Below are 20,975 nucleotides of genomic sequence, written 5' to 3'. Positions count from 1 at the left end.
AGAAAAGCTGCGCTTCGCGATCCGTGAAGGCGGCCGTACCGTCGGCGCTGGCATCGTTGCCAGCATCGTTGAGTAATCCTCGGATTATTCCTTGATTACGAAGGCCCCGCTGGAAACAGCGGGGCCTTTCGCGTTTCGGGACGGAGGAGATTGATGGGTTTGATTGTTCTGACAGGCGCATCCGGTTCCGGAAAAACGGCCATCGCCGGCCTGATCGCGGAGCGGTATCCGGATGATATCGCGGTCTATCTTTTCGATAGTATCGGCGTGCCGCCGGCGGATGTGATGATTAGGGATCATGGCTCGCCAGAGGCTTGGCAGCGTGACAAGACCGTCGACTGGATGGAGCGCCTCGCACCGATCGCGCGGGCCGGAAAGTCGATCCTGTTCGAAGGACAGATGCGGATTGCCTTCATCGCGGAAGCGGCGGCAGTTGCAAATATCGATGACTACAGACTGATTTTGGTCGATTGCGACGACGCAACAAGGGCGGAACGGCTTACAGTCGGAAGAGGCCAGCCGGAACTCGCGAACGAGGACATGATGAACTGGGCTGCTTATCTGCGGAGGGAGGCTGTCCAGCACGGTTGCGAGATTTTCGACACCAGTCGGCTTTCGCTCGACCAATGTATCGAGCATGTGCTGGAATATTTGCGTAAGTGAGCGACGTAATCAATCTATCGACAGTCTCAGGGTGGTGACTTCAGTGGATTGTGCCAACTCAGCAAGGGCTTGGCGAAGAATATTGGCAACGAAATCGCTCTTGCCGTCGGTATAGTGATCCCAATCGCCATCCGCTTCCATGGCGAGCCGCTGCTTCAATGCGGCGTAGTTCCCGGCCACTTCAGGATGGGCACGCAGGTAATCGCGAAAGAGAATACGGTCGCGATGGGCGGGATTGCCGGGTAGAGACAGATAAAGCCTTGTCCCATAGGGGGCTTCATCCTTGGTGAACTTCCATCTGTCGGCTCCGTACGGATCGCCGTGAAAGGCATAGCCATCCTTCTTAAGATATTCCGTGGCGACGAGCCTGTCTTCAGCCGTCGCGAGCACGGCGTCGATATCGAGCTTCGGCTTGGCACAAAGTCCGGGAACGGATGTGCTGCCAATATGGTGGATATCGGCGGCATGGCTGAGCAGGGCGGTGATTGCCTCACGCCGGCTCTCGAAGAGGGCAGGCCATGCGGGATCATAGTCGACGAGCCTGATCGGACGCATACGCCTCACCCTTAAACGTTCCACCATTGCCAACGGATCTTTCACCCAATCCGCCAGCTGAGACAATCCGACCATTTCACCGGTCTTGCGAAACGCCGGAAAGGGTCTATCTATCGCTCGATTTTACCAGGAGGAGATTTCATGAAGAAGCGTATTTTGTTCACCGGCGGCAGCGGCAAGGCCGGGCGTCACACGGTTCCCTGGCTGGTCGAAGCCGGCTACGAAGTCCACAATATCGATCTCGTGCCGCTGAACAGCCCCGGCGTCACCAATTTGCAGGCCGATGTCACTGATGCGGGACAGGTCTATAATGTGCTCACCATGCATCGGGATTTCCCCGATCTCGATCAGGGCAAGGGCGTGCAACCCTACGACGCCGTGGTGCACTTCGCCGCCGTGCCGCGCATCCTTTTAAAGCCGGATAACGAGACCTTCCGCATCAACACGATGAGCACCTACAATGTCATCGAAGCCGCGGCGAAGCTCGGCATCAAGAAGATCATTGTCGCCTCCAGCGAGACGACCTATGGCGTCTGCTTCGCCGAAGGCCATCGCGATTTCCACCAGTTTCCGCTGGAGGAGGACTATGATGTCAACCCGATGGATTCCTACGGCCTCTCCAAGGTCCTGAACGAAAAGACGGCCCGCGCCTTCGCCGAACGTTTCGGCATCGACATCTATGCGCTGCGCATCGGCAACGTCATCGAACCGCATGAATATGAGCGCTTCCCGGAGTTTTTCGCTGATAGCGAAATCCGCAAGCGCATCGCATGGAGCTATATCGACGCCCGAGATCTCGGCCAGATCGTGCATCTCTGCATCGAAAAGAGCGGCCTCGGCTTCCAGGTGTTCAATGCCGCCAATGACACGGTGTCGGCCAACACGCCGTCGCGCGAACTTGCAGCCAAGCACTTTCCGAACGTGCCTTTCACCCGCGAGATCGGTGAATACGAGGGCCTGCTCTCCAACCGCAAGATCCGCGAGGTCCTGGGCTTCAAGGAAGAGCATGACTGGCGGCGATATGTGAAAGTTTGAGCCCGCACGAGTGGCTGCGACAATACCGGACGCGGTCGCCGCGTCCGGCAGAGGCGCAGCCAGGGCAGGGCGCCTCTCCATTTGTTACGGCTGAAAACCAAAAATGCTTCCGCAAACACTCGACAAATATCAGCGTTGAAGTAAGTAGGTTTGCGTTCGCGAGGCGTATCGGGGAAATTGCAATGGCATTCGACGATATCGTCGCGATCGGTGTTCGGAGCGGGCATGGTATGGCTCATGCTCTGACACGATGTCCGGCAGCGCGGTCTGCGCTGCGACGGAAAGATGTTTTTAGTCGGCTGATCTCCTAGTCGGTCGGCCGTTTAGGAGGGACCATGAACGACGGTGTTGCACGTATTTTTGTCGGCTTCGACTCTAAGGAAGTTGTCGCCTATCACGTTCTCGCACAAAGCATAATCGAGCGCTCCTCGATCCCGGTGGTGTTTTCGCCGATCGTGCTCAGCAATCTCGAGGGCGTTTTCACGCGTGAGCGCAATCCGCTGCAATCGACCGAGTTCTCCTTCTCCCGCTTCCTGGTTCCCTATCTCAGCGACTTCGAGGGTTGGAGCATCTTCATGGATTGCGACATGCTCGCCCGCGCCGATATTGCCGAGCTCTGGAAGCTGCGCGACGATCGCTATGCCGCAATGTGCGTCAAGCACGATTACCAGCCGAAGGTCGAAACCAAGTTCCTCGGCCAGACGCAGACCAAGTACGAGAAGAAGAACTGGTCGAGCATGATCCTGTTCAACAATGCCAAGTGCAAGGCGTTGACGAAGGATTATGTGAACACCGCCACAGGCCTTCAACTCCATCAGTTCAAGTGGCTGGAGAGCGACGATCAGATCGGCGAGGTTCCCGTGACCTGGAATTATCTCGTCAACGAATACGATCGCCGTGAAGACGCCAAGCTCGTGCATTTCACCGATGGCGGACCGTATTTCGACGAGTATCGCGACGACGATTATGCCGACGAATGGTTCGCCATGCGCGACCGCCTGCTGCACGTCCAGCAGAAATAACAAGAACAGGATCAGGGCGTGACATCCGAAACAGCGACCGACAAGCCTGCTTTCCCGGCAGCGGGAGCCGCGGCAGGTTTGACGACCGCCGAGGATTGGCGCTCCATACTGACGGCGTTCTCCCATATCGTCCTTGTCGCCAACAGCGACACGGTCGATATCGGGAGCCTGCAGGCGCAGTATCCGCCGACCGCCCTCTTCGTCTTCTTCAATAAAGTCTACAAGGTGCTGGATCGCCCCTTCCTCGGGCATTCGCTGCTGGTCTCGCGCGGTCAGCCGCGAGGTGCCAACATCGTCTATCGGGGCGAAGTGGGCGAGGTCGTCAAATTCTTCCCCAAGGACTATTTCCTCGGGATCATGAACATCCGCCTCGGCCTCGAGGAGAAGCTCAATCCCGCCGCCGATTTCCAGGGCGCGCCGACCGGGCATCTCGATCTCGTCGGTTTCTGCGGTGATCTCTACACGGAGGCCAAGACGCCGACCAGCGGTTTTGCCCTGGCGCTTTGGCTGAGCGACCTGAAATTGCCGGGTGCCATCGTGCTTGCCGGCTTCTCGGCCAAGCGGAGTGAGAAGTGGAGGGTGGTCTCGGTCCATGACTGGAGCTTCGAGCAGACCTTCCTGCGCCTCTTCGCCCGGTTGGGCAAGATCACCATCCATGGCGGCGTTTCCGCCAATGCCTATACCAGGCTCGCAGAGCGCTTCTCGGAAATTCCGCCCGCCGAGATTTCGCTGGCGGTGGCGGAGGTGCTGTCCGAACGGCTGGGCAATACCGATGCAGAAGTCGACAAGTTGATTTCGCTGACCAATGTGATTCGCTCCACGGATAATTTCCTGCGCCGTTTGCGGCCGAAATTTCTGAAGCGGAAGCCCAAGGGAACGCCTGGCGAGCAGAAGGAAGGCTAAAATCTGTCGCAGTGCCGCCTTTGAAGGGGGCGGGATGTCCGCAATGCCTCGCTGCCGACGCGATGGCGACGGCTCGCACCGATCGAAGCGGCGGACCCGATTGGGAAAAAACAAAAAAACGCACTTGCCAATCGTTTCGTCCCGTCTTAAAGGGAGCGCCATGTTTCCGAAAGGCGCTGGCGGGCAACCGCACGGAGCTGACGATCGGAGCATGAAGGGGTATAGCTCAGTTGGTAGAGCGGCGGTCTCCAAAACCGCAGGTCGTAGGTTCGAGCCCTGCTGCCCCTGCCATTTTCCTCGATTTGACTGGCGCGTCGTTTCGCTGCTTTTCGGGTTGGGGATAAGCCGGATTGCCGGCAAATTTTCGAAAGCATCGAATTCTCTCTTGTTAAATCGGGAATCGGTGTTTATGTAGGGGTTCAACAGACACGCGGTGCGTGGGGCTGATATGTTCAGCTTTACGCGCCGTAATTGCGTGGGCAGTCAATGGCATCCAAATCGAATCCACTAGCGTTTCTGCAGCAGGTCCGCTCTGAGACGTCGAAAATTACATGGCCGTCCCGCCGCGAGACGATGATCTCGACGGTGATGGTGTTGGTCATGGTTGTTTTCGCCTCGCTGTTTTTCTTTGCTGCTGACCAGCTCATCGGCTGGATTCTCGGCTACGTGCTGAACACCGGCAATTGATATCGAGTGGAGATGAACATGGCGGCACGTTGGTACATCGTCCACGCTTATTCTAATTTCGAAAAGAAAGTGGCTGAATCCATTGAGGAGAAGGCCAAGCAGAAGGGTCTGGGGCATCTGTTCGAACGGATCCTCGTGCCGACTGAGAAGGTGGTTGAAGTGCGTCGCGGCCGTAAGGTCGACAGCGAGCGCAAGTTTTTCCCGGGTTATGTGCTGGTTCGCGCCAACCTGACGGATGAAGCTTACCACCTGATCAAGAATACACCGAAGGTCACTGGCTTCCTCGGTTCTGACAATAAACCCGTTCCGATTCCGGATTATGAAGCCGAGCGCATTCTCGGTCAGGTCCAGGAAGGCGTCGAGCGGCCGAAGGCTTCCGTGTCCTTCGAGATCGGCGAGCAGGTCCGTGTTTCGGATGGTCCGTTCGCCTCGTTCAACGGCACGGTTCAGGATGTGGACGAAGAGCGTTCGCGCCTGAAGGTGGAAGTTTCGATCTTCGGCCGCGCTACGCCGGTCGAGCTGGAATACAGTCAGGTCGAGAAGGTCTGATCGTTTTGTCGGATTGGAAAGATCAGTCATGGATGGCTGGTCTTTCGTTCGGTTTTGGATGTAAGTAAGCAAATACTTATTTACATCTCGCGGCAGCGCCGCAATCCGCGTGGAAGGGCAGGGGTCTTAGCCGGACTTTTTGACCCGCACCACGCAACCGCAGCCGCCGGAGCAATCCGGCACAAGAGGCCGGGCAACCGGTCAGTTAGAAAGGCAGAGAGAAATGGCTAAGAAAGTTGCAGGCCAGCTCAAGCTGCAGGTGAAGGCCGGCTCGGCGAATCCGTCGCCGCCGATCGGTCCTGCGCTTGGTCAGCGTGGCATTAACATCATGGAATTCTGCAAGGCGTTCAATGCCGCCACGCAGGAAATGGAAAAGGGTATGCCGATCCCGGTCGTCATCACCTACTACCAGGACAAGTCCTTCACCTTCATCATGAAGCAGCCGCCAGTCAGCTACTTCCTGAAGAAGGAAGCGAAGATCCAGTCTGGCTCGAAGACGCCCGGCAAGGGCGCCAAGGCCGGTACCCTCACCAGGGCTCAGGTGCAGTCTATCGCCCAAGCCAAGATGAAGGATCTGAACGCCGCCGATATCGAAGGCGCAATGGCCATGATCGAGGGCTCCGCCCGCGCCATGGGCCTGGAAGTGGTAGGTTAAGATCATGGTTGCAAAGCGTATTCAGAAGATCCGCGAAGGCGTTGATCCCACAAAGCTCTATGCTCTGACCCAGGCCATCGAAATGGTCAAGGAACGGGCTGTCGCCAAGTTCGACGAAACCGTTGAAGTTGCGATGAACCTCGGCGTTGACCCGCGTCACGCAGACCAGATGGTTCGCGGCGTCGTCAACCTGCCGAACGGCACTGGCCGCTCGGTTCGCGTTGCGGTTTTCGCTCGTGGCGCCAAGGCTGACGAAGCCAAGGCTGCCGGTGCTGACATCGTCGGTGCGGAAGAGCTGGTAGAAATCGTTCAGGGCGGCAAGATCGACTTCGATCGTTGCATCGCGACCCCGGACATGATGCCGCTCGTCGGTCGTCTCGGTAAGGTTCTCGGCCCGCGCGGCATGATGCCGAACCCGAAGGTCGGCACGGTCACCATGGACGTCAAGGGCGCTGTTGAAGCCTCCAAGGGCGGCGCTGTCGAGTTCCGCGTCGAGAAGGCTGGTATCGTCCACGCCGGCATCGGCAAGGCTTCTTTCGATGCCAAGGCTCTGGAAGAAAACATCCGCGCCTTCGCCGACGCCGTCATCAAGGCGAAGCCGGCTGGCGCCAAGGGCAACTACGTCAAGCGCGTAGCCATCTCTTCGACCATGGGTCCGGGCGTCAAGATCGAGCTTTCCTCGGTCACGGCTCCGAACGCCTAATGATTTTGGCCGGGCGCTGAGCCCGGCTTATCAAGAATTCCCGGCCTTTCGAGGCCGGGATATCCGGAGAAATCCGGAATTCCTGTCCGAGATTGCAGGTGGTTATCCCTTAATCACTTAAGCCTGCATGAGACGGGTAAGACCCGAATTTTGATGAAGCTTTGCTTCGATGAACTCGGTTCGAGCCTTGGATGCCTTGTGCCTTGGAGCCTTACGGCTCGAGCGCGAGGGGACAGGATCCTCAAGCGTCGCTTGGGATCTCTCTTGATCCCAGGAGGCAAAAGGCAACCCGGCAGGTCCGTTAACCCGGTCCTGTCAACTGGAGAAAAGCAGTGGAAAGAGCGGAAAAACGCGAATTCGTCACGGAACTGAACGAAGTCTTCAAGGCTTCGGGCTCGGTTGTCGTGGCCCACTATGCTGGTGCTACAGTCGCACAGATGAACGATTTTCGTTCGAAAATGCGCGCTGCAGGCGGCACCGTCAAAGTCGCGAAGAACCGCCTGGCCAAAATTGCTCTTCAGGGCACGGATGCGGAAGGGATTTCCAATCTCTTCACCGGTCAGACGCTGATTGCATACAGCACTGATCCGATTACCGCTCCGAAGGTCGTCGTGGATTTCGCCAAGGGCAACGATAAGATCGTTGTTTTGGGCGGCGCCATGGGAACAACAACGCTCAACGCCGATGGTGTCAAGTCGCTCGCGACCCTGCCGTCGCTGGACGAGCTGCGTGCGAAGCTGCTGGGCATGATCCAGACGCCAGCTACCCGCATCGCAGGTGTTGTTGCAGCACCGGCAAGCCAGCTTGCTCGTGTGTTCTCGGCCTACGCCAAGAAGGACGAAGCCGCTTAAGGCGGTTTTTCGCTGTTCATAATCAACCAGTTCGAACCGAACAAAAGGAACTAAAAAAATGGCTGATCTCGCAAAGATCGTAGACGACCTCTCCTCGCTGACCGTTCTCGAAGCCGCAGAACTGTCCAAGCTTCTCGAAGAAAAGTGGGGCGTTTCTGCCGCTGCTCCGGTAGCTGTTGCTGCTGCTGGCGGCGCTGCCGTTGCTGCTGTCGTTGAAGAAGAAAAGACCGAGTTCGACGTCATCCTCACGGATGCCGGCGCGAACAAGATCAACGTCATCAAGGAAGTCCGCGCCATCACCGGCCTCGGCCTCAAGGAAGCTAAGGACCTCGTCGAAGCTGCTCCGAAGGCTGTCAAGGAAGCTGTTTCCAAGGCTGAAGCCGCTGACATCAAGAAGAAGCTCGAAGACGCCGGCGCCAAGGCTGACGTTAAGTAAGCTTGAAACTGCTTTGGGAGGTGGCATTTTGCCCCCTCCCATTTGCCGTTTTTTTGAACAAATTACCCAAAAGTCGCGGTCAAAACGGCTTTTGGGTAATGGGTTCTTCAAGAGGATGGTCTCAAACCGAACCGCGACGCAATCCGTGCTGAGCGGTTTTCGGTTAGTTAGACGAGATTGAACTACTCATTGATTGACGGGATCGCCTGGCCAGCGGTTCCCGTCCGTTGCAGGCCCGGGTGCAGGATTTAGAGGAGCGACGATGGCTCAGACCCTTTCGTTCAATGGTCGTAGGCGCGTACGCAAGTTTTTTGGTAAGATTCCCGAAGTCGCAGAGATGCCGAACCTCATCGAGGTTCAAAAGGCATCCTACGATCAGTTCCTTATGGTCGAAGAGCCGAAGGGCGGCCGCCCTGACGAAGGTCTTCAGTCCGTCTTCAAGTCGGTTTTCCCGATCACCGATTTCTCCGGCGCTTCGATGCTGGAGTTCGTATCCTATGAATTCGAACCGCCGAAGTTCGACGTCGATGAGTGCCGCCAGCGCGACCTGACCTACGCTGCGCCGCTGAAGGTCACTCTCCGTCTGATCGTGTTCGATATTGACGAGGATACCGGCGCGAAGTCCATCAAGGACATCAAGGAACAAAGCGTTTACATGGGCGACATGCCGCTCATGACGAACAACGGTACGTTCATCGTGAACGGCACCGAGCGCGTTATCGTGTCGCAGATGCACCGTTCGCCGGGCGTCTTCTTCGATCACGACAAGGGCAAGAGCCATTCCTCCGGCAAGCTGCTCTTTGCTGCTCGCGTCATTCCGTATCGCGGTTCCTGGCTCGACATCGAATTCGACGCCAAGGACATCGTCTACGCCCGTATCGACCGCCGCCGCAAGATTCCGGTGACGTCGCTGCTGATGGCGCTCGGCATGGATGGCGAAGAAATCCTGTCGACCTTCTACACGAAGTCGCTTTACGAGCGCTCCGGCGACGGCTGGCGCATTCCCTTCAACGCGGAAACGCTGAAGGGCGCCAAGACCGTTACCGACATGATCGACGCCGACACCGGCGAAGTCGTGGTCGAAGGCGGCAAGAAGCTGACCCCGCGTCTGCTGCGTCAGCTGCAGGACAAGGGCCTCAAGGCCCTGAAGGCCACCGACGAAGACCTCTACGGCCTCTTCCTGGCGGAAGACATCGTCAACTTCCAGACCGGCGAGATCTATCTCGAAGCCGGCGACGAAATCGACGAGAAGACCCTGCCGGTTATCCTCAAGGCTGGTTTCGACGAGATCCCGGTTCTCGGCATCGACCATATCAATGTCGGCGCCTACATCCGCAACACGCTGTCCGCCGACAAGAACGAGAACCGTCAGGACGCTTTGTTCGACATCTATCGTGTCATGCGTCCGGGTGAACCGCCGACCATGGATTCAGCCGAAGCCATGTTCAACTCGCTGTTCTTCGATGCGGAGCGTTACGACCTCTCCGCCGTTGGCCGCGTGAAGATGAACATGCGTCTCGACCTCGAAGTGGCCGACACCGTTCGTGTCCTGCGCAAGGACGACATCCTGGCCGTGGTCAAGATGCTGGTCGAACTGCGCGACGGCAAGGGCGAAATCGACGACATCGACAACCTCGGCAACCGCCGCGTTCGCTCGGTCGGCGAACTGATGGAAAACCAGTATCGTCTCGGCCTGCTTCGCATGGAGCGCGCGATCAAGGAACGTATGTCCTCGATCGAGATCGACACGGTCATGCCGCAGGACCTGATCAACGCCAAGCCGGCTGCCGCCGCCGTTCGCGAATTCTTCGGCTCCTCGCAGCTGTCGCAGTTCATGGACCAGGTGAACCCGCTCTCGGAAATCACCCACAAGCGCCGTCTTTCGGCTCTTGGCCCGGGTGGGCTGACCCGCGAGCGCGCTGGCTTCGAAGTCCGCGACGTGCATCCGACCCACTATGGTCGTATTTGCCCGATCGAAACGCCGGAAGGCCCGAACATCGGTCTTATCAACTCGCTGGCGACCTTTGCCCGCGTCAACAAGTACGGCTTCATCGAAAGCCCTTATCGCCGCATCATCGACGGCAAGGTGACCACCGATGTGCTCTACCTCTCCGCCATGGAAGAGGCGAAGTACTACGTTGCGCAGGCAAATGCCGAGCTTGATGCCGAAGGGTCCTTCATCGAGGAATTCGTCGTCTGCCGTCATGCCGGCGAAGTCATGCTCGCTCCGCGCGACAACATCAACCTGATGGACGTCTCGCCGAAGCAGCTGGTTTCGGTTGCTGCCGCTCTGATCCCGTTCCTGGAAAACGACGACGCCAACCGCGCTCTCATGGGCTCGAACATGCAGCGTCAGGCCGTGCCGTTGCTGCGCGCTGAAGCTCCGTTCGTCGGTACCGGCATGGAGCCCGTCGTTGCCCGTGACTCCGGCGCCGCCATCGGCGCCCGTCGCGGCGGCGTGGTCGACCAGGTCGACGCGACGCGTATCGTTATCCGCGCCACCGAAGACCTCGATCCGTCGAAGTCCGGCGTCGATATCTACCGCCTGATGAAGTTCCAGCGTTCGAACCAGAACACCTGCGTCAACCAGCGTCCGCTGGTCACCGTCGGTGACTTCGTCAACAAGGGCGATATTCTGGCTGACGGTCCGTCGACGGATCTCGGCGATCTGGCGCTCGGCCGTAACGTGCTTGTCGCGTTCATGCCGTGGAACGGCTACAACTACGAAGACTCGATCCTGCTCTCCGAGCGTATCGTTGCCGACGACGTGTTCACCTCCATCCACATCGAAGAGTTCGAAGTGATGGCGCGCGACACCAAGCTTGGTCCGGAAGAAATCACCCGCGACATTCCGAACGTTTCGGAAGAAGCGCTGAAGAACCTGGACGAAGCCGGCATCGTTTACATCGGCGCTGAAGTTCAGCCGGGCGATATCCTCGTCGGTAAGATCACGCCGAAGGGTGAAAGCCCGATGACGCCGGAAGAAAAGCTTCTGCGCGCTATCTTCGGTGAAAAGGCGTCCGACGTTCGCGACACCTCCATGCGCATGCCGCCCGGCACCTACGGTACGGTTGTCGAAGTTCGCGTCTTCAATCGCCACGGCGTTGAGAAGGACGAACGCGCCATGGCAATCGAGCGCGAAGAGATCGAGCGTCTCGCCAAGGACCGCGACGACGAGCAGGCGATCCTCGACCGTAACGTCTACGGCCGTCTGATCGAGATGCTCCGCGGCCAGGTGGCACTTGCCGGCCCGAAGAACTTCAAGAAGGGCACGGAACTTTCCAACGCCGTCGTCTCCGAATATCCGCGTTCGCAATGGTGGATGTTCGCCGTCGAGGATGAGAAGGTTCAGGGCGAACTGGAAGCTCTGCGCGGCCAGTACGACGAATCCAAGTCGCACCTCGAACAGCGCTTCATGGACAAGGTCGAAAAGGTCCAGCGCGGCGATGAAATGCCTCCGGGCGTCATGAAGATGGTCAAGGTCTTCGTCGCTGTGAAGCGCAAGATCCAGCCGGGCGACAAGATGGCCGGCCGTCATGGCAACAAGGGTGTCGTATCGCGCATCGTGCCGGTCGAAGACATGCCGTTCCTCGAAGACGGTACGCATGTCGACATCGTGCTCAACCCGCTCGGCGTGCCTTCGCGCATGAACGTCGGTCAGATCCTCGAGACGCATCTGGGCTGGGCTTGCGCTGGCATGGGTCGTCAGATCGGTGAACTGATCGAAGCCTATAAGGCGAATGGCAACATCGAGCCCCTGCGCAAGACGATCGATATGGTCGTCGGCGACGGCCCGAAGAGCGACGACGTTCACAACTACGACGATGAGTCGGTTCTGCGTCTGGCTGACCAGTGGAAGCGTGGCGTGTCCATCGCGACCCCGGTCTTCGACGGCGCTGGCGAAGCCGATGTCAATGAGATGCTCGCCATGGCAGGTCTGAAAGAGACCGGTCAGTCGACGCTCTATGACGGTCGTACCGGCGAGCAGTTCGACCGCCAGGTCACGGTTGGCTACATCTACATGCTGAAGCTCAACCACTTGGTCGACGACAAGATCCACGCTCGTTCGATCGGTCCTTACTCGCTCGTTACCCAGCAGCCGCTGGGCGGCAAGGCGCAGTTCGGTGGTCAGCGCTTCGGCGAAATGGAAGTCTGGGCGCTCGAAGCTTACGGTGCAGCCTACACGCTGCAGGAAATGCTCACGGTCAAGTCGGACGACGTGGCCGGCCGCACCAAGGTCTACGAAGCGATCGTCCGTGGCGACGACACCTTCGAAGCGGGCATTCCGGAAAGCTTCAACGTTCTCGTCAAGGAAATGCGGTCGCTGGGTCTCAGCGTCGAACTGGAAAACTCCAAGGTCGACGATCTGCAGGCAGCTGGCCAGCTTCCGGACGCAGCCGAGTAACAGTCGACAGGGTGCGCGCTGTCCGTCAGCGCGCACCGTTCTTGCCTTCGCCCGATTTCGTGTAGCGCAGGCAAGGACGTTTTCGCCGCATTTCGCGGTTATTGTCGTTTTAACGCGTCAGTCCGGTTCCCGGGAATTTGCCGGCGCTGATTGCAGTTCGAGGGCGTTTCGCCCCAAAAGGAGATAGGCATGAACCAAGAGGTCATGAATCTTTTCAATCCGCAGGTGCCTGCACAGAACTTCGATTCCATCCGGATTTCGATCGCATCGCCGGAGAAGATTCTTTCCTGGTCTTATGGTGAGATCAAGAAGCCGGAGACGATCAACTATCGCACGTTCAAGCCGGAACGCGATGGTCTCTTCTGCGCGCGAATCTTCGGGCCGATCAAGGACTACGAGTGCCTGTGCGGCAAGTACAAGCGCATGAAGTACAAGGGCATCATCTGCGAAAAGTGCGGCGTCGAAGTGACGTTGTCGCGCGTTCGCCGTGAGCGCATGGGCCATATCGAGCTCGCCGCTCCCGTCGCCCACATCTGGTTCCTGAAGTCGCTGCCATCACGCATTTCCACGCTGCTCGACATGACGCTGAAGGATGTCGAGCGCGTTCTCTACTTCGAAAACTACATCGTCACCGAGCCGGGCCTGACCGCCCTCAAGGAGCATCAGCTTCTCTCGGAAGAAGAGTACATGCTCGCCGTCGACGAATACGGCGAAGATCAGTTCACCGCCATGATCGGCGCTGAGGCGATCTACGAGCTGCTGGCCAGCATGAACCTCGAGAAGATCGCTGGCGATCTGCGTGCCGAACTTGCTGAGACCACCTCGGATCTCAAGCAGAAGAAGCTGATGAAGCGCCTGAAGATCGTCGAGAACTTTATGGAATCCGGCAACCGCCCGGAATGGATGATCATGAAGGTCGTCCCGGTCATCCCGCCGGACCTGCGTCCGCTGGTGCCGCTTGACGGCGGCCGTTTCGCGACGTCGGATCTGAACGATCTGTACCGCCGCGTCATCAACCGTAACAACCGTCTGAAGCGCCTGATCGAACTGCGCGCTCCGGGCATCATCATCCGCAACGAAAAGCGCATGCTGCAGGAATCTGTCGATGCGCTGTTCGACAACGGCCGTCGCGGCCGCGTCATCACCGGCGCTAACAAGCGTCCGCTGAAGTCGCTGTCCGACATGCTCAAGGGCAAGCAGGGCCGCTTCCGTCAGAACCTGCTCGGCAAGCGCGTCGACTATTCCGGCCGTTCGGTCATCGTGACCGGTCCGGAACTGAAGCTGCACCAGTGCGGCCTGCCGAAGAAGATGGCGCTCGAACTGTTCAAGCCGTTCATCTACGCCCGTCTCGACGCCAAGGGTTACTCCTCGACCGTCAAGCAGGCCAAGAAGCTGGTTGAAAAGGAAAAGCCGGAAGTCTGGGATATCCTCGACGAAGTCATCCGCGAGCATCCGGTTCTCCTGAACCGCGCACCGACGCTGCACCGCCTGGGCATCCAGGCCTTCGAACCCATGCTGGTCGAAGGCAAGGCCATCCAGCTGCATCCGCTCGTCTGCACGGCCTTCAACGCCGACTTCGACGGTGACCAGATGGCCGTTCACGTGCCGCTGTCGCTTGAAGCCCAGCTTGAAGCCCGCGTGCTGATGATGTCGACCAACAACATCCTGCATCCGGCAAACGGCGCACCGATCATCGTTCCGTCGCAGGACATGGTTCTCGGCCTCTACTATCTGTCGATCCTGAACCAGAACGAGCCGGGCGAAGGCATGGCCTTCTCCGATCTCGGCGAGCTGCATCACGCTCTTGAAAACAAGGTTGTGACGCTGCACTCGAAGATCCGCGGCCGCTTCAAGTCGGTTGACGAGGAAGGCAAGCCCTACTCGAAGATCTATGAAACGACCCCGGGCCGCCTGCTGATCGGCGAACTGCTGCCGAAGCACGGCAAGGTGACCTTCGACATCTGCAACCAGGAAATGACCAAGAAGAACATCTCCAAGATGATCGACACGGTCTACCGCCATTGCGGCCAGAAGGACACGGTCATTTTCTGCGACCGTATCATGCAGCTCGGCTTTGCCCATGCTTGCCGCGCCGGCATTTCGTTCGGCAAGGACGACATGGTCATTCCGGACACCAAGGCGAAGATCGTCGGCGATACTGAATCGCTCGTGAAGGAATACGAGCAGCAGTACAATGACGGTCTGATCACCCAGGGCGAAAAGTACAACAAGGTTGTCGACGCCTGGGGCAAGGCCACGGAAAAGGTCGCCGAGGAAATGATGGCCCGCATTAAGGCCGTCGAATTCGATCCGGCGACCGGTCGTCAGAAGCCGATGAACTCGATCTACATGATGAGCCATTCGGGCGCCCGCGGTTCTCCGAACCAGATGCGTCAGCTGGGCGGCATGCGCGGCCTCATGGCCAAGCCGTCGGGCGAAATCATCGAGACGCCGATCATCTCGAACTTCAAGGAAGGCCTGACCGTTAACGAGTACTTCAACTCGACGCACGGTGCCCGTAAGGGTCTGGCAGACACCGCCTTGAAGACCGCGAACTCGGGCTACCTGACCCGCCGTCTCGTCGACGTCGCGCAGGATTGCATCGTCACGCACGTCGATTGCGGCACCGACAAGGGCCTCACCATGACCGCCATCATCGATGCCGGTCAGGTCGTTGCCTCCATCGGCGTCCGAATCCTCGGCCGCACGGCGCTGGACGACATCGACCATCCGGTCACGGGTGAGCGCATCGTTGACGCCGGCCGGATGATCCTGGAACCGGATGTCATCGAGATCGAAAAGGCTGGTATCCAGTCGATCCGTATCCGTTCGGCCCTGACCTGCGAAATCCAGACGGGCGTTTGCTCGATCTGCTACGGCCGCGACCTCGCGCGTGGTACGCCGGTCAACCTCGGTGAAGCTGTCGGCGTTATCGCCGCTCAGTCGATCGGTGAGCCGGGCACGCAGCTGACCATGCGTACCTTCCACTTGGGCGGCACGGCGACCGTGGTCGACCAGTCGTTCCTGGAAGCTTCGTATGAAGGCACGGTGCAGATCAAGAACCGCAACATGCTGCGCAACTCCGATGGCATCCTAGTTGCCATGGGCCGCAACATGGCGGTCCAGATTCTGGATGAACGTGGCGTCGAGCGCTCCTCGCAGCGTGTCGCTTACGGCTCCAAGATCTATGTGGACGAAGGCGACAAGGTGAAGCGCGGTCAGCGTCTGGCGGAATGGGATCCTTACACCCGCCCGATGATGACGGAACTTGCCGGTACGGTTCAGTTCGAAGACGTCATCGACGGTCTTTCGGTTCTCGAAGCGACCGACGAGTCGACGGGCATCACCAAGCGTCAGGTTATCGACTGGCGTTCGACGCCGCGCGGTTCGGATCTGAAGCCGGCCATCGTCATCAAGGACGCCAGCGGCAATGTTGCCAAGCTGTCGCGTGGTGGTGAAGCCCGCTTCCTGCTCTCAGTCGACGCGATCCTGTCGGTCGAGCCGGGCCAGAAGGTATCCCAGGGTGACGTTCTTGCCCGCTCGCCGCTGGAAAGCGCCAAGACCAAGGACATCACCGGTGGTCTGCCGCGTGTTGCCGAACTGTTCGAAGCCCGTCGTCCGAAGGACCACGCCATCATCGCAGAGATCGATGGTACGATCCGCCTCGGCCGCGACTACAAGAACAAGCGCCGTGTCATCATCGAGCCGGCGGAAGACGGTGTCGAGCCGGTCGAATACCTGATCCCGAAGGGCAAGCCCTTCCACCTTCAGGAAGGCGACTATATCGAAAAGGGTGATTACATCCTCGACGGTAACCCGGCTCCGCACGACATCCTGGCGATCAAGGGCGTTGAGGCTCTGGCCTCTTACCTGGTCAACGAAATCCAGGAAGTCTACCGCTTGCAGGGCGTTGTCATCAACGACAAGCACATCGAAGTGATTGTCCGTCAGATGCTGCAGAAGGTGGAAATCACCGATGCGGGCGACAGCCATTACATCGTCGGCGACAATGTCGACCGTATCGAGCTGGACGACAACAACGACCGCCTGATCGAAGAAGGCAAGAAGCCTGCCTACGGCGATCCGGTTCTGCTCGGCATTACCAAGGCATCGCTGCAGACCCCGTCCTTCATCTCCGCCGCGTCCTTCCAGGAAACGACGAAGGTGCTGACGGAAGCTGCGATCGCCGGCAAGACCGACGGCCTGCAGGGCCTGAAGGAAAACGTCATCGTCGGCCGCCTCATCCCGGCCGGTACCGGTGGTACCATGACGCAGATCCGCCGCATCGCGACGGCGCGCGACGAGCTGATCCTGGAAGAGCGCCGCAAGGGCACCGGTGCAGCCGTTGCCACGCCGATGCTGCAGGACATGGCAGGCGAAAGCGCTCCGGCTGCTGAATAAGCGGCCATAGCCAGCACAAATTAAAACCGCCCGGAGCGATCCGGGCGGTTTTTGTATTTTGGATATGTGAAGAGGAGGAGAGGGCGGTTGCTGCAAAACGCCGCCCGAGCAACGGCTCAGCGGAAGCGGATGATCGCCACTTCGCCTTCCAGCGCACCCTGATAGGCGGAGGCGTGGGGCTCCTCGTCCGGAATATCGGTCAGCATGCCGATCTGATCGAGATCGGCTTCGATGAAACCTTCCTCCGCAAGGGCGTTCAGCGCCTCGCGCACGGCGGTATCGTCATCCGGGGCCTTCAGCATGACATGCAGATCGACGCCTTCGCTGCCGTCGGTCTCATACCCCTTACCGATGATGATGAAGACCATGGGGCCGTCGGAGTTGTTGTCATTGTCTGGCGTAGTAATCATGAGCGGTCCTTCGGAAGTTTCGATTCGGCCGGGCGATTCTCTCGATCTGCCGCTGCCGTCCCGTGAAATGATCTGTCTGTGATTCCTTATAGGGATTTTGGTGAAATACCCAAGTCTATCTTGCCGGAGGGGCGCCATTTCGTTAACGAATGCGCCAAAGGGCTGGTTTGCAGGGCCTTTTAGGGCTTTGTGACAAAGATAATTCCTTAACCGGCCTTGACGAACCGGCGGGAAACCAGTAGTTACGCCGCCATCGGACCCATGTGAGGCATGGCCATTCGGAGCGACACGCTCTGGAGTTCACCTCAAACAAGGTTCAAAACGCACGTTGAAGACAAGAATGCTGCACGCAAGACGCCATTTTCGGTGTCCTCTGCTTTTCTGTGGTCCATCTGCGAAAGCGGATCGGGCCACGTTTTGCGCATTGAGACGATCGTGTGTCGTTGCCGGAGACGGCGAGAGTTAAGCCCGCAAGGGTGTTAAGATAGATTTACAAGGGATGGTTGAATGCCTACCGTAAACCAGCTGATCCGCAAGCCTCGCCAGGCGCAGGTAAAGCGTAATAAGGTTCCCGCTCTCCAGGAGAACCCGCAGAAGCGCGGCGTTTGCACCCGCGTCTACACGACCACGCCGAAGAAGCCGAACTCGGCTCTGCGTAAGGTCGCAAAGATCCGCCTGACCAACGGCTTTGAAGTCATTGGTTACATTCCTGGTGAAGGTCACAACCTTCAGGAACACTCTGTCGTCATGATCCGTGGCGGCCGCGTAAAGGACCTTCCGGGCGTTCGTTACCACATCATCCGCGGCGTTCTCGATACCCAGGGTGTCAAGAACCGCAAGCAGCGCCGTTCCAAGTACGGTGCGAAGCGTCCGAAGTAATTCGGTTTTAGATCATCCGGCGCTGCGCGAGGTTCTCCGCGTGATAAAGCGCCGCTAACAAGTTGAGAGACGAGAAGTATGTCCCGACGTCATAGAGCAGAAAAGCGCGAGATCAATCCGGACCCGAAGTTCGGCGATCTGGTCGTCACCAAGTTCATGAATGCCATCATGCTGGACGGCAAGAAGTCCGTAGCTGAAAACATCGTATACGGCGCATTCGACGCCGTGCAGGGCAAGGCAAAGCAGGAGCCGCTCGGCGTGTTCCATCAGGCTTTGGATAACATCGCTCCGCACGTTGAAGTCCGTTCGCGTCGTGTTGGTGGTGCTACCTACCAGGTTCCGGTCGATGTTCGTCCCGAGCGTCGTCAGGCTCTTGCCATTCGCTGGCTGATCACTGCTGCTCGCAAGCGCAATGAAACCACCATGGTCGACCGTCTCTGCGGCGAACTTCTTGATGCCTCCAACAACCGCGGCTCTGCCGTCAAGAAGCGCGAAGACACGCACAAGATGGCTGACGCCAACCGTGCGTTCTCGCATTATCGCTGGTAATCCCGAACGGTATCCGAAAGGCAGTCCATTATGGCTCGCGAATATAAAATCGAAGACTACCGCAATTTCGGTATCATGGCGCATATCGACGCCGGCAAGACCACGACCACCGAGCGTATTCTTTACTACACCGGCAAGTCGCACAAGATCGGCGAAGTCCACGACGGCGCAGCCACCATGGACTGGATGGAGCAGGAGCAGGAGCGTGGTATCACGATCACCTCTGCTGCTACCACCACCTACTGGAAGGGCCGCGACGGCAAGACCCGCCGCTTCAACATCATTGACACTCCCGGCCACGTCGACTTCACCATCGAAGTCGAGCGTTCGCTGCGCGTTCTCGACGGCGCCATCGCGCTGCTCGATGCCAACGCCGGCGTCGAGCCGCAGACGGAAACCGTCTGGCGTCAGGCTGAGAAGTACAATGTCCCGCGGATGATCTTCTGCAACAAGATGGACAAGACCGGCGCTGACTTCTATCGCTCGGTCGAGATGATCAAGACGCGTCTCGGTGCGACCGCTGTTGTCATGCAGCTGCCGATCGGCGCGGAAACCGAGTTCAAGGGCGTCATCGACCTGATCGAGATGAATGCTCTCATCTGGCGCGACGAATCGCTCGGCGCTCAGTGGGACGTCGTCGAAATCCCGGAAGACATGAAGGCCAAGGCTGAAGAATATCGCGAAAAGCTGATCGAGACCGTTGTTGAGATCGACGAAGCCGCGACCGAAGCCTACCTCGAAGGCAACCTGCCTGACAACGACCAGATCCGCGCGCTCGTCCGTCGCGGTACGATCGACGTCAAGTTCCATCCGATGTTCTGCGGCACCGCCTTCAAGAACAAGGGTGTTCAGCCGCTGCTCGACGCCGTCGTCGACTACCTGCCGTCGCCGCTCGACATTCCGGCGATCAAGGGTATCGATTTCAAGACCGACGCCGAAATCGAACGTCATGCTGACGACAGCGAGCCGTTGTCCATGCTGGCCTTCAAGATCATGAACGACCCCTTCGTCGGTTCGCTGACCTTCGCACGCATCTACTCCGGCAAGCTCGAAAAGGGCGCGTCGGTCATGAACACGGTCAAGGACAAGCGCGAGCGCGTTGGCCGTATGCTGCAGATGCACTCGAACTCGCGTGAAGACATCGAAGAGGCCTTCGCTGGCGACATCGTTGCTCTGGCCGGCCTCAAGGAAACCACCACTGGCGATACGCTCTGCGATCCGCTGAAGCCGGTTATCCTCGAGCGCATGGAATTCCCCGAGCCGGTCATCCAGATCGCGATCGAGCCGAAGACCAAGGGCGACCAGGAAAAGATGGGCCTCGCGCTCAACCGTCTGGCTGCCGAAGATCCGTCCTTCCGCGTAAAGACGGACCAGGAATCGGGCCAGACGATCATCGCCGGCATGGGTGAACTTCACCTCGACATCATCGTCGACCGTATGCGTCGTGAATTCAAGGTCGAAGCAACCGTCGGCGCGCCGCAGGTTGCCTACCGCGAAACCATCACGCGTCTGACCGAAAAGGACTACACCCACAAGAAGCAGTCTGGTGGTACTGGTCAGTTCGCTCGCGTCAAGATCGTGTTCGAACCGAACCCGGAAGGCGACGACTTCAAGTTCGAATCGAAGATCGTTGGCGGTTCTGTTCCGAAGGAATACATTCCGGGTGTTCAGAAGGGCATTGAAAGCGTTCTGTCCTCCGGTCCGCTGGCTGGCTTCCCGATGCTCGGCGTCAAGGCGACGCTCATCGACGGTGCCTTCCATGACGTTGACTCGTCGGTTCTGGCCTTCGAAATCGCTTCCCGCGCTTGCTTCCGTGAAGCAGCCCGCGAAGCTGGTGCTCAGCTCCTCGAGCCGATGATGAAGGTCGAAGTCGTGACGCCGGAAGATTACGTCGGCGACGTCATCGGCGATCTGAACTCGCGTCGTGGCCAGATCCAGGGCCAGGAAGCTCGCGGTATCGCTGTTGTCATCAACGCGAACGTTCCGCTGGCAAACATGTTCAAGTACGTCGACAACCTGCGCTCCATGTCTCAGGGCCGTGCACAGTACACGATGACCTTCGATCATTACGCGCCGGTTCCGTCGAACGTCGCACAGGAAATCCAGGCAAAGTATTCCGGTCAGAAGTGACCGGAATACCAATTGACCGATAACAAGAAATGATCCCTTCGGGGACAAGAAGAACGGAGAGCCGAAAATGGCAAAGAGTAAGTTTGAGCGCAATAAGCCGCACGTTAACATCGGCACGATTGGCCACGTTGACCACGGCAAG

General features: G+C 58.5%; 17 protein-coding genes, 1 tRNA gene and 2 pseudogenes. 18 read left to right on the top strand and 2 right to left on the bottom strand.

The features are described from left to right. Window positions 1-76: pseudogene (locus tag AB6803_RS32325) on the top strand (elongation factor Tu); the annotation flags it as partial. Between the two features lie 77 nt (window positions 77-153). Continuing rightward, a complete protein-coding gene (locus AB6803_RS32320; protein ID WP_371112669.1) occupies window positions 154-663 on the top strand; it encodes an AAA family ATPase in 510 nt (169 codons plus the stop codon). A gap of 9 nt (window positions 664-672) precedes the next feature. Here the strand turns inward: AB6803_RS32320 and AB6803_RS32315 are convergent, their stop codons facing one another. Further along, on the bottom strand, window positions 673-1,218 hold the full coding sequence (locus tag AB6803_RS32315) for a GrpB family protein (protein WP_371112668.1): 546 nt from the start codon (window positions 1,216-1,218) through the stop codon (window positions 673-675). Window positions 1,219-1,359: 141 nt separating this feature from the next. Between AB6803_RS32315 and AB6803_RS32310 the strand changes: the two genes are divergently transcribed. From AB6803_RS32310 to rpoC, 12 genes are all read left to right on the top strand, one after another. Continuing rightward, window positions 1,360-2,253, top strand: a complete 894-nt coding sequence (locus AB6803_RS32310; protein ID WP_371112667.1) for an NAD-dependent epimerase/dehydratase family protein — start codon at window positions 1,360-1,362, stop codon at window positions 2,251-2,253. Window positions 2,254-2,588: 335 nt separating this feature from the next. Beyond that, entirely contained in the window at window positions 2,589-3,275 is a 687-nt protein-coding gene (locus tag AB6803_RS32305; protein ID WP_371112666.1) for a glycosyltransferase, read from the top strand. An 18-nt stretch (window positions 3,276-3,293) separates the two neighbouring features. After that, entirely contained in the window at window positions 3,294-4,178 is an 885-nt protein-coding gene (locus tag AB6803_RS32300) for a 3-deoxy-manno-octulosonate cytidylyltransferase (protein ID WP_371112665.1), read from the top strand. 215 nt (window positions 4,179-4,393) lie between these two features. Next, window positions 4,394-4,469: transfer RNA gene (locus tag AB6803_RS32295), tRNA-Trp, on the top strand. Window positions 4,470-4,664: 195 nt separating this feature from the next. After that, a complete protein-coding gene (gene secE / locus AB6803_RS32290) occupies window positions 4,665-4,865 on the top strand; it encodes a preprotein translocase subunit SecE (RefSeq protein ID WP_007702178.1) in 201 nt (66 codons plus the stop codon). An 18-nt stretch (window positions 4,866-4,883) separates the two neighbouring features. After that, window positions 4,884-5,414: a transcription termination/antitermination protein NusG gene (gene nusG, locus AB6803_RS32285; RefSeq protein ID WP_371112664.1), complete on the top strand. Its 531-nt coding sequence runs from the start codon at window positions 4,884-4,886 to the stop codon at window positions 5,412-5,414. A gap of 223 nt (window positions 5,415-5,637) precedes the next feature. Further along, window positions 5,638-6,069, top strand: a complete 432-nt coding sequence (gene rplK / locus AB6803_RS32280; protein WP_153370594.1) for a 50S ribosomal protein L11 — start codon at window positions 5,638-5,640, stop codon at window positions 6,067-6,069. A gap of 4 nt (window positions 6,070-6,073) precedes the next feature. Further along, window positions 6,074-6,772 (top strand): 50S ribosomal protein L1, encoded by a 699-nt coding sequence (gene rplA / locus AB6803_RS32275; RefSeq protein WP_371112663.1) that lies wholly within the window; start codon window positions 6,074-6,076, stop codon window positions 6,770-6,772. Between the two features lie 332 nt (window positions 6,773-7,104). Further along, window positions 7,105-7,623, top strand: coding sequence for a 50S ribosomal protein L10 (rplJ, locus tag AB6803_RS32270; protein ID WP_007702188.1), 519 nt, complete (start codon window positions 7,105-7,107; stop codon window positions 7,621-7,623). Window positions 7,624-7,681: 58 nt separating this feature from the next. Beyond that, window positions 7,682-8,059: a 50S ribosomal protein L7/L12 gene (gene rplL / locus AB6803_RS32265; RefSeq protein ID WP_371112662.1), complete on the top strand. Its 378-nt coding sequence runs from the start codon at window positions 7,682-7,684 to the stop codon at window positions 8,057-8,059. A 262-nt stretch (window positions 8,060-8,321) separates the two neighbouring features. Beyond that, entirely contained in the window at window positions 8,322-12,464 is a 4,143-nt protein-coding gene (gene rpoB, locus AB6803_RS32260; RefSeq protein WP_371112661.1) for a DNA-directed RNA polymerase subunit beta, read from the top strand. Between the two features lie 189 nt (window positions 12,465-12,653). Then, window positions 12,654-16,865 (top strand): DNA-directed RNA polymerase subunit beta', encoded by a 4,212-nt coding sequence (rpoC, locus tag AB6803_RS32255; RefSeq protein ID WP_034518458.1) that lies wholly within the window; start codon window positions 12,654-12,656, stop codon window positions 16,863-16,865. 116 nt (window positions 16,866-16,981) lie between these two features. Here the strand turns inward: rpoC and AB6803_RS32250 are convergent, their stop codons facing one another. Beyond that, window positions 16,982-17,275: a transcriptional regulator gene (locus AB6803_RS32250; protein ID WP_371112660.1), complete on the bottom strand. Its 294-nt coding sequence runs from the start codon at window positions 17,273-17,275 to the stop codon at window positions 16,982-16,984. Between the two features lie 507 nt (window positions 17,276-17,782). Here AB6803_RS32250 and rpsL point away from each other — a divergent pair. The 4 genes and pseudogenes from rpsL to AB6803_RS32230 all read left to right on the top strand — a co-directional run. Then, window positions 17,783-18,154 (top strand): 30S ribosomal protein S12, encoded by a 372-nt coding sequence (rpsL, locus tag AB6803_RS32245; protein WP_003507760.1) that lies wholly within the window; start codon window positions 17,783-17,785, stop codon window positions 18,152-18,154. A 78-nt stretch (window positions 18,155-18,232) separates the two neighbouring features. Then, window positions 18,233-18,703, top strand: a complete 471-nt coding sequence (gene rpsG / locus AB6803_RS32240) for a 30S ribosomal protein S7 (protein ID WP_183692761.1) — start codon at window positions 18,233-18,235, stop codon at window positions 18,701-18,703. A 30-nt stretch (window positions 18,704-18,733) separates the two neighbouring features. After that, on the top strand, window positions 18,734-20,833 hold the full coding sequence (fusA, locus tag AB6803_RS32235; protein ID WP_007702215.1) for an elongation factor G: 2,100 nt from the start codon (window positions 18,734-18,736) through the stop codon (window positions 20,831-20,833). Between the two features lie 67 nt (window positions 20,834-20,900). Further along, a pseudogene (locus AB6803_RS32230) lies at window positions 20,901-20,975 on the top strand (elongation factor Tu); the annotation flags it as partial.

It is taken from the genome of Rhizobium sp. RCC_161_2, from assembly GCF_041355235.1.
Lineage (GTDB): Bacteria > Pseudomonadota > Alphaproteobacteria > Rhizobiales > Rhizobiaceae > Rhizobium.
Note: the sequence above shows the minus strand (reverse complement) of the source record. Positions and strands in the feature narration are given on the sequence as shown.